The organism is Kitasatospora sp. MBT63, assembly GCF_000710465.2.
In the GTDB taxonomy this organism is placed as follows: Bacteria; Actinomycetota; Actinomycetes; order Streptomycetales; family Streptomycetaceae; genus Kitasatospora.
In genome coordinates this window covers 7,898-8,203 of sequence record NZ_JAIZ01000839.1, presented here as the reverse complement: position 1 = coordinate 8,203, position 306 = coordinate 7,898, and the positions used below count along the sequence as shown (strand labels likewise).

The 306-nt window shown below is 83.0% G+C and carries 1 pseudogene; it reads right to left on the bottom strand.

Features of this window, described 5'->3' with window-relative positions:
• Positions 1–40: 40 nt before the first annotated feature.
• Positions 41–306, bottom strand: a pseudogene (locus AA75_RS51570) (hypothetical protein); the annotation flags it as partial.

The window sequence follows — 306 nt, the reverse complement described above, 5'->3', positions numbered from 1 at the left end:
CGCAGGTGCTCAGCGGCCCGGCCGCGCACGAGTCGGCCTGTCACTTCGCCGAGGTGAGGCAGCCGACCGCGGCGGCCTGAGCGGGCGCGTACGGCAGCCAGGAGCGGGCCCCGGGGAACCTTCCCCGGGGCCCGTCGCCGTGCGCGGTGACGGGGCCGTGGGGGGGCCGTGCGGGGCCGTGCGGGGCCGGGTGGGGCTGCGGGGTCACCTGGGGGGAGTGCGGTCGCCGGGCGGGCCGGGTACGGGCCGCGTGGCCCTGTGCGGGCGGTGCGGGCGGTGCGGAGCCGCCGGGGGCGCGCAGGGGCG